Source organism: Curtobacterium sp. LFS084, from assembly GCF_047977705.1.
Lineage (GTDB): Bacteria > Actinomycetota > Actinomycetes > Actinomycetales > Microbacteriaceae > Curtobacterium.
Map to the genome: position 1 here is coordinate 269,762 of NZ_JBFPFM010000001.1, position 8,506 is coordinate 278,267.

General features: G+C 72.9%; 11 protein-coding genes. 9 read left to right on the top strand and 2 right to left on the bottom strand.

Translation table 11 applies throughout. The features are described 5' to 3' along the window. Positions 1-11 precede the first annotated feature (11 nt). Both ACNQOV_RS01395 and ACNQOV_RS01400 read left to right on the top strand, forming a co-directional pair. Entirely contained in the window at positions 12-170 is a 159-nt protein-coding gene (locus ACNQOV_RS01395) for a hypothetical protein (protein ID WP_156794815.1), read from the top strand. 30 nt (positions 171-200) lie between these two features. Then, a complete protein-coding gene (locus ACNQOV_RS01400; protein WP_156794816.1) occupies positions 201-365 on the top strand; it encodes a hypothetical protein in 165 nt (54 codons plus the stop codon). 148 nt (positions 366-513) lie between these two features. On the opposite strand, the gene ACNQOV_RS01405 is transcribed toward ACNQOV_RS01400, so the two are convergent. Beyond that, complete coding sequence (locus ACNQOV_RS01405; RefSeq protein WP_022905508.1) at positions 514-876, bottom strand: hypothetical protein; 363 nt, start codon at positions 874-876, stop codon at positions 514-516. Positions 877-1,142: 266 nt separating this feature from the next. On the opposite strand from ACNQOV_RS01405, the gene trpS reads away from it, so the two are divergent. Beyond that, positions 1,143-2,183, top strand: a complete 1,041-nt coding sequence (gene trpS, locus ACNQOV_RS01410) for a tryptophan--tRNA ligase (RefSeq protein WP_416393028.1) — start codon at positions 1,143-1,145, stop codon at positions 2,181-2,183. On the opposite strand, the gene ACNQOV_RS01415 is transcribed toward trpS, so the two are convergent. After that, positions 2,164-2,985 carry a shikimate 5-dehydrogenase gene (locus tag ACNQOV_RS01415; protein WP_416393029.1) on the bottom strand — a complete coding sequence of 274 codons (822 nt, stop codon included), beginning with the start codon at positions 2,983-2,985 and terminating at the stop codon, positions 2,164-2,166. The genes trpS and ACNQOV_RS01415 overlap by 20 nt on opposite strands. A 134-nt stretch (positions 2,986-3,119) precedes the next feature. On the opposite strand from ACNQOV_RS01415, the gene ACNQOV_RS01420 reads away from it, so the two are divergent. The 6 genes from ACNQOV_RS01420 to ACNQOV_RS01445 all read left to right on the top strand — a co-directional run. After that, entirely contained in the window at positions 3,120-3,311 is a 192-nt protein-coding gene (locus ACNQOV_RS01420; RefSeq protein WP_022905505.1) for a PspC domain-containing protein, read from the top strand. 34 nt (positions 3,312-3,345) lie between these two features. After that, entirely contained in the window at positions 3,346-4,719 is a 1,374-nt protein-coding gene (locus tag ACNQOV_RS01425) for an L-serine ammonia-lyase (protein WP_416393030.1), read from the top strand. Between the two features lie 18 nt (positions 4,720-4,737). Beyond that, positions 4,738-4,968: a hypothetical protein gene (locus ACNQOV_RS01430; RefSeq protein WP_022905503.1), complete on the top strand. Its 231-nt coding sequence runs from the start codon at positions 4,738-4,740 to the stop codon at positions 4,966-4,968. Positions 4,969-5,030: 62 nt separating this feature from the next. Beyond that, positions 5,031-6,716 (top strand): bifunctional 3'-5' exonuclease/DNA polymerase, encoded by a 1,686-nt coding sequence (locus ACNQOV_RS01435; RefSeq protein WP_416393031.1) that lies wholly within the window; start codon positions 5,031-5,033, stop codon positions 6,714-6,716. A gap of 103 nt (positions 6,717-6,819) precedes the next feature. Beyond that, positions 6,820-7,626 (top strand): phosphatase PAP2 family protein, encoded by an 807-nt coding sequence (locus ACNQOV_RS01440; RefSeq protein WP_031261065.1) that lies wholly within the window; start codon positions 6,820-6,822, stop codon positions 7,624-7,626. Between the two features lie 10 nt (positions 7,627-7,636). Further along, a partial coding sequence (locus tag ACNQOV_RS01445; RefSeq protein WP_416393032.1) for a serine/threonine-protein kinase occupies positions 7,637-8,506 on the top strand: 870 nt, incomplete at its 3' end.

The following is an 8,506-nucleotide window of genomic DNA, read 5'->3' on the forward strand; positions in this document are numbered from 1 at the left end:
AGGAATCCAGCATGACCACCATCGCCGACATCGCGTTCGACAGCGACCGCGGGCAGCGGTTCGCACCGGAGCAGCCCCTCGCCGCGACCCCGCTCGCAGCGCTCGCCGCCACCTCGGTCTTCACGGGTGCGGTCGCCGCGTACGCGGTCGAAGAGGCCGTCGGGAACTGATCACCAGGACATCGAGGAAGGAAGCAGCGCATGCAGCAGACACGACAGCTCGACGCCGTCCCGTTCGACAGTGACGAGGCGACCACGTTCCGTGGCCTCCGTCCCGTCGCGGCCACCCCGGCAGCGGTGGCCTGGGCCGGCGCCGTCGTGGCGGCGGCCGGGGTCGGTGCCGCCATCGGGGACGCCGTCGACTGACCCAGCCGCGTGACGGCGCCGGTGGGCGCCGTGTGAGGGCAGGACGGGAGGCGCGGTGCCGGTGGGTACCGTGCCTTCCGTCGTGGACGGTGCACGATCAGGGCGCGGCGCGGGTGCAGCTCGGTGCGAGGTTCGGGTGTGCTCCGCGCTACGGCCGGGTGTCGACGAGCGCGACGAAGCGGCTGCCGATGCCTTCGACCTCGTGCCGGGTGGCGCCCGAGGCGGGGTCCGGCGCCTGGTAGGGCTCGTGGTAGTCGCACATCAGGTGGTCCCAGTCGGGCCACCACTTCTTCGGACGGGCCTCCTCGGAGTAGCCGCACACGACGCACTCGAGCCGCGTCCAGACCTTCTTCGTGCCGGTGCGGTTCGCTCGGGACTGCACGAGCCAGGCGGGCGGGTCCTGCTCGATCGCCGTGAGCTCGGCCTCGCTGAGGCGTGCGGGGATCCCGTGTCGGGTCGCCATCTCGAGGGGGATGTCGAGCCGGACGGCGGCGTCACGTCGGGAGAGCATCCGACCAGCGTAGGCGACCCCGGCACCCGTGGCGGGGTCGTGCCGGGCGCTGGACGGTGGACGGCGCCGAGGGGTGTCACTCCGGATGTGACCGCGCTACGATCCGCTGCATGCGTACACGTCGTTCTTCGTGGTGGCTGCGGTAGCAGCCTCCTGACGCATGGTCGCGGGCTGCACGGCAGCTCGCAGACCCGCAGGACCGTCGTGCAGCCCTTTCTCTCGAGAGGGCAACTCCAGTGGACACCTTCACCGCCACACAGCACCGCATGCACGACCTCGACGCGCGGATCCGCGCCCGACCCGATCGGTTCCGCGTCCTGACCGGCGAACGGCCGACCGGTCGCCTGCACCTCGGGCACTACTTCGGCACGATCGCCGAACGGATCGCGCTGCAGGGGCGCGGCGTCGAGACCTTCCTCGTGCTCGCCGACTACCAGGTCATCACCGACCGGGACACCGCCGGCGACGTCGCCTCGAACGTGCACGAGGCGGTGCTCGACTACCTCGCGGCCGGACTCGACCCGGCTGCGACGACGATCTTCACGCACTCCTCGGTGCCGGCGCTCAACCAGTTGCTGCTGCCGTTCCTGAGCCTCGTCACGGAGGCGGAGCTGCACCGCAACCCGACCGTGAAGGCCGAGCTCCAGGCCTCCGGTCGCACGCTCAGCGGGCTGATGCTCACCTACCCGGTCCACCAGGCCGCCGACATCCTGTTCTGCAAGGGCAACCTCGTCCCGGTGGGCAAGGACAACCTGCCGCACGTCGAGATGACCAGGACGATCGCGCGGCGGTTCAACGACCGGTTCGGCGAGGTGTTCCCGGAGCCGGAGCCCCTCGTCACGACGTCCCCGGAGGTGCCGGGGGTCGACGGGCGGAAGATGAGCAAGAGCTACGGCAACGCCATCGCGCTCGGCATGACCGAGGACGAGACGGCGGCGGTGGTGCGACGGGCACGGACGGACAGCGACCGGCACGTCACCTTCGATCCGGGGCGCCGTCCGGGGATCGCAGCGCTCCTCACGACGGCGGCGCTCTGCACGGGCACGACCCCGGAGGAACTGGCGGACGAGATCGGCTCAGCGGGCGCGGCGGCGGTGAAGCGTGTCGCGGTCGAGGCGGTCAACGAGCGCTTCGCCGCGCACCGACGCCGTCGCGCCGAACTCGCACGCGACCCGTCGATCGTCGCCGAGGTGCTGACCGCCGGCAACCGTCGGGCGAACGAGATCGCCGAGGTGACCCTCGACGAGGTCCGCTCCCGCATGGGCATGCGGTACACCGACCAGCCGATCACGCCTCGCGGCGACTGAACTCGCTCGCCCGTCGGACCTGGTCGTCGGTCAGCGCGACGCCGGTGTACCGCTCGAACTGCCGTGCGGCCTGCAGCGCGATCACCTCGGCGCCGGTGACGACCTGCTTGTCGGCAGCGCGCCCGGCGCGGACGAGCGGGGTCTCGGACGGGAACGCGACCACGTCGAACACGGTCGTCGCGGCGTCGATCCGGTCCTGGTCGAAGGCGAGCGTGTCCTGCTGGTCGCCACGCATCCCGAGGGGTGTGACGTTCACGAGGACGTCGGCGTCGGGCGCGTCCCGCTCGTCGGCGACCCACTCGTAGCCGTACTGCGCGGCGAGGGCGGGCCCGGCCTGCTCGTTGCGGGCGAGCACGGTGAGGCGGTCGAAGCCCGCGCCGCGGAACGCCGCGGTGACCGCCTTGGCCATCCCGCCCGAGCCACGCAGGAGCACGCTCCGGCCGGGGTCGACCGCGTGCGAGGCGAGCAGCGACGCCACCGCTTCGTAGTCGGTGTTGGACGCGGTGAGCACACCGTCGTCGTTCACCACGGTGTTGATCGACTCGATTGCGGCCGCGGACTCCTCGACGACGTCGACGAGGGGGATGATCGCTTCCTTGAAGGGCATCGACACCGAGCAGCCGCGGATCCCGAGCGCCCGGATGCCCGTGACGGCGCCCGGCAGGTCGGTCGTGGTGAACGCCTTGTAGACGAACTCGAGCCCGAGTTCGTCGTAGAGGAAGTTGTGGAACCGGGTGCCGATGTTGCTCGGTCGCGCGGCGAGCGAGATGCAGACCTGCATGTCCTTGTTGAGGATGGGCATGCCGTCAGTCTCCCATGTCCACGGCGATGGAGCGGTCCACCAATGCATGCGGTGCGGGGGTGGGGTTGTCCCCACCTCGGATCGGGGTGTCCCCCGGGTGCGATGCCGGGCGGAACCTCCGTAGCGTCGAGGCCATGACCACACTCATCCGCCCTCGCACGGGCCGTCTCCTCGCCGGGGTCTGCGCCGGCATCGCCGACCGCTTCGGCTGGTCCCGCACCCTCGTCCGCGTCGCCTGGGTGATCCTGAGCTTCTTCCCCGGGCCGCTCTGGATCGCCTACGTCGTCCTCTGGATCCTCATGCCGAACCAGGGCTCGCGTCGCTGATCGCCCACCCGTCCGGACGGGTTAGTGTGGCGGGATGCCGGTCTCCGTCTTCGACCTGTTCAGCATCGGGATCGGTCCGTCGAGTTCCCACACCGTCGGGCCGATGCGGGCCGGGCGCGCGTTCGCGTCCCGCCTGGCCGGAACCCCGGTCGCGTCGGTCGCCGTCGACCTGTACGGCTCGCTGGCGTCGACGGGCCAGGGCCACGGGACGCTCGGCGCGGTCGTCGCCGGTCTGATGGGCTCCGACCCCGAGACCGTCGACCCCGACGCCATGGGCGCGTCGCTCGCCGAGCTCGAGGACACGGGTCGGCTCCGACTCGCCGGCGGCGCGACCGTCCCGTTCCGGCTGACGGACATCGTCCTGCACCCCCTGACGATGCTGCCCCGCCACCCGAACGCGATGCGCCTCCGTGCCACCGACGCCTCGGGCGCGGTGCTCGCCGAGGAGACCTACTACTCGATCGGTGGCGGCTTCATCACGAACGACTCCGAGGGGGACGTCGCCGAGGCTGCCATCCCCGTCGACGACGCCGTGCCGTTCCCGTTCTCGAGCGGCGCCGAGCTCCTCGCGGCGTGCGCGGCGAACGGGTTGCCGGTCAGTGGGATCGCGCTCGCCAACGAGACCGCCACACGCAGCACCGAGGACGTCCGGGCCGGCCTCCTGCGCATCCACGACGTCATGGAGTCCTGCGTCGAGCGGTCCGTCGCCCGCTCCGGGACGCTCCCTGGCGGGCTCACCGTGCGCCGCCGCGCCGCGAACTGGTTCGAGCAGCTCACCGCCGACGACCCCGAGCACGACCCGCTCTTCGCGATGGAGTGGGTGAACCTCATGGCGATGGCCGTCAACGAGGAGAACGCCACGGGCGGCCGGGTCGTCACGGCACCGACGAACGGGGCTGCCGGCATCATCCCCGCCGTCCTGTACTACGCCCTCACCTACGTCCCGACGGTCACCGCGGAAAACCGCGACGACACCGTCGTGCGCTTCCTGCTGACGGCCGGCGCCGTCGGCTCGATCTACAAGGAACGGGCCTCGATCTCCGGCGCCGAGGTCGGCTGCCAGGGCGAGGTCGGGTCGGCGGCGTCGATGGCCGCCGCCGGGCTCGCCGAGGTGCTCGGCGGGACGCCCGAGCAGGTCGAGAACGCCGCCGAGATCGCGATGGAGCACAACCTCGGGCTCACCTGCGACCCGATCGGCGGACTCGTGCAGATCCCGTGCATCGAGCGGAACGCGATCGCGGCGAACAAGGCGATCAACGCGGCGCGGATGGCGCTCCGGGGCGACGGCGTGCACCACGTGTCGCTCGACCAGGTCGTCGAGACGATGCGCCAGACCGGGGCCGACATGTCCACGAAGTACAAGGAGACCGCGATGGGCGGGCTCGCGGTGAACGTCCCGCTCTGCTGACCGCGTACGGTCGGCCCCATGACGAAGCCCGACCGTGACCACCTCGACGACGGAGTCGACATGTCCTTCGAAGCCCGCCGGCAGGACACCCTCCGACGCATGTCAGGCTCCGACGAGCACGACGCCGACCCACGCGTCGAGGTGTCCCGCGCCGACGACGGCGACGTCCGCATCGACGTCGCCGACACCGCCGCCGTGCGTCCCGGTGACGCGGCCGGCCGGGACCGCCGCCGCGACCCCGAGCAGTGACACCGGCAGCCACCGCACCGACCGTGTGAGGCACTGACGGTGGCGCACGGCATGATCGTTCCGTGCACCTCGTCCTCCGCCGCGTCGACGGTGGCGTCCTCGTGACGCCCCTGACCGACGCGGGGACCGCCGACGGCGAGCCGATCCGCGTGGACGAGCCGCGCCTCCCGGCCTTCGTCGCGGCCCGCGACGCACCCGACGTGCGCTGGGTGTGGGACGACACCGCGCGCTGGTACCCGGCCGTGCTCCGAGCGGGCGGCCGTGTCGGCCGGTGCATCGACCTGCGGCTCTGCCGACGCATCCTGCGGTCCGCGCTCGCGACGCGGGGCACCGCGCTCGCCGCGGCGCCGGCAGACGGGTGGGACGCACCCGTCCAGGAGGCGCGGGTCGCCCGACCGACGCACGCCCGGCTCTTCGACGACGCGCTCTTCGACGTGTCGCCTCCCGACGACGCGCTCGACCCGGTGGCGGAGCTGCGCGCGCAGCTCGACGCGGTCGCGTCGTCCACCGCGCCCGGCGCGCTGCGACTCCTGGTGACGGCGGAGTCGGCGGGTGCGCTCGTCGCGGCGGAGATGCTCCACGCCGGGCTACCGTGGCGTGCGGACGTGCACGAACGCCTGCTCGAGGACGCCCTCGGCCCACGGGTGCCGTACGGGGTGCGACCGCGACGACTCGAGGAGATCGCGGCCGTCGTGCGGGACCGGCTGGGCGACCCGTCGCTCAACCCGGACTCACCCGCCGACGTGCTGAAGGCCCTCCGTCGGGCCGGCCTGATGGTCACGAGCACGCGGAAGTGGGAGCTGCAGGAGATCGAGCACCCGGTCATCGAACCGCTGCTCGAGTACAAGCGGCTCGCCCGGTTGCTGACCGCGAACGGCTGGACCTGGCTCGACGAGTGGGTGCAGGACGGTCGTTTCCACCCGAAGTACCTCGTCGGCGGGGTCGTGACGGGGCGCTGGGCCGCAGACGGCGGGGGAGCGATGCAGCTGCCGAAGGGGATCCGTGCCGCCGTGGTCGCCGACGACGGCTGGAAGCTCGTGGTGGCCGACGCGGCACAGCTGGAACCCCGGGTGCTCGCGGCGATGTCCGGCGACCGGGCGATGGCGACGGCCGGGGACGGGCGCGACCTGTACGACGGCGTCGTGGCCTCCGGTGCGGTCGAGACCCGGCAGCAGGCCAAGGGTGCGATGCTCGGCGCGATGTACGGGGCGACCCAGGGCGAGGGCGGGCGGCTCGTCCCGCGGCTCGAGCGGGCGTTCCCGGCCGCCCTCGGACTCGTCAGCCGGGCGGCCCGGGCGGGGGAGCGGGGCGAGGCCGTGACGACCCTGCTCGGCCGGACGTCCCCGGTGCCGGACGCCGCCTGGTTCGAGGCGCGGAACCAGGCGTACACGGTCGAGGGGACGCCGGCGATGCAGCGCGCGGTCGAGTCACGGGCGCGGAGCTGGGGCCGGTTCACCCGGAACTTCATCGTGCAGGGGACGGCGGCCGAGTGGGCGCTCGCGTGGATGGGGTCGCTGCGCTCGCGGCTCGCCGAACGCTTCCCGGGGCCGGTGACGGACGGCCCGCACCTGGTGTTCTTCGTGCACGACGAGATCGTCGTGCACACCCCGGCCGAGCACGCCGACTGGGTGGCCGAGCAGGTGCGGGCCGCGGCGGCCGATGCCGGGCGGCTGCTGTTCCGCGACTTCCCGGTGGTGTTCCCGCTGTCGGTGGCGGTCGTCGACGACTACGGCGCGGCGAAGGACTGACCGGACGACGGCGTGCGGGACCGAGTGCCCGGTCCCGGTGCCCGGCGGCGGTCGCCGCGGTGTGCACCGCACCTGCACGCCCGGGTTCGGGCAGGGTGGGTCGATGCAGACCGATCACCCGGAGGCCCCCGACGAACGCGTCGGCACCGTCGACCTCACGACGTGGCGCACCCGTGCCGGACGGGCGACGGCGGCCGGCTGGGCAGCGCTCGGCCACCGTTGGGGCGCCCTCCCGCTGCTCGTGGCCACCCTCGCGATCGGCATCGGGGTGGCCGTCACCGCGACCTGGGTGGCGTCCGAGGTCTACGACGCGGTGCGCGAGGCGGACGACGTCGCCGTGCTCGACCGGCCCGTCCTCGACTGGATGCTGACGCTGCGGTCGCCGACGGCCGACACCCTCGTGACCTGGTGGACCGACGTCGCCGGCACGATCGGGATGCCGATCGTCGCCCTGGGGTTCCTCGTCGGGTTCACGATCCAGCGTCGTGCGTGGACGCCGGTGGTGCTGCTCGTGGCGGCCTCCGGCGGGTCGCTGCTGATGACGGTCGCGGGCAAGGACCTGATCGGCCGCGCCCGACCGCCGCTCGCCGACGCCGTCCCGCCGTACGAGCACTCGCCGTCGTTCCCGTCCGGGCACACGCTCAACGCGACGGTCATCGTCGGGACGATCGTCTACCTGCTGCTGCTCCGGCAGTCGAAGCTCGTGACCCGGGTGTGGACGATCGTCGCGGGCACGGCGTTCGTCGTCTCGGTCGGCATCTCGCGCGTGTTCCTCGGGCACCACTGGCTCACCGACGTGCTGGCGGCGTGGGCGCTCGGGCTCGCCTGGCTCGCCCTGGTGATCACGGCGCACCGGTTCTACCTGACGGCACTCCGCCGAGGTGCGCCACCCGTCAGGTCGCCCCGGTAGGTTGCCCCGCATGGAAGAACGGGTCTTCGGCGGTCGGTACCGCGTCACGGGAACGCTCGGGCACGGCGGCATGGCGTCCGTCTACCGGGCGGTCGACGAGCAGCTCGGCCGCGAGGTGGCGGTCAAGGTCTTCCGCATCGGGGCGGTCGACCACGGCGAACGTGCCCGTGCCGAGGCGGAGATCCAGACGCTGGCGGCGCTCCGCAGCCCGGCGCTCGTGACCCTCTACGACGCGGCGCTCGACGACGTCGACGGCGACTCGTACCTCGTGATGGAGCTGGTCCCGGGCAGCGACCTCGCGACCCGACTGCGCGAGGGACCGCTCGACCGGTCGACCGCCGCGGGTGTCGGGGCGCAGGTCGCCGACGGCCTCGCAGCGGCGCACGCGCAGGGCATCGTGCACCGTGACGTCAAGCCCGCGAACGTGCTGCTCGAGAGCGACGGCGTGCACGTCAAGCTCGCCGACTTCGGCATCGCCCTGCTGCGGGACGGCGCCCGGGCCACCCAGACCGGCACGGTGATGGGCACGGCGGCGTACATCGCGCCGGAGCAGGTCCTCGCGCAGCCGATCACGGGCAAGGCCGACGTCTACGCGCTCGGGCTGATGCTCCTCGAGAGCCTGACCGGCCGCCAGCCGTTCCCGGGCAGCGCGGTCGAGTCCGCGACCGCGCGCCTGACCCGTGGCCCGGAGATCGACCAGCACCTGCCCACCGCGTGGCGCACGCTGCTGCACGTCATGACCGCGCAGGACCCGGCGGAGCGACCCTCCGCCGCCGAGGCCGCGCAGCGACTCCGCGCGCTCGGCCACGACGACGCCGCGCCGGCCACGCAGCTGCTGCCCGGCGGTCCCGGGACCGTGACGCCCGCCGCGGCTGCCGGT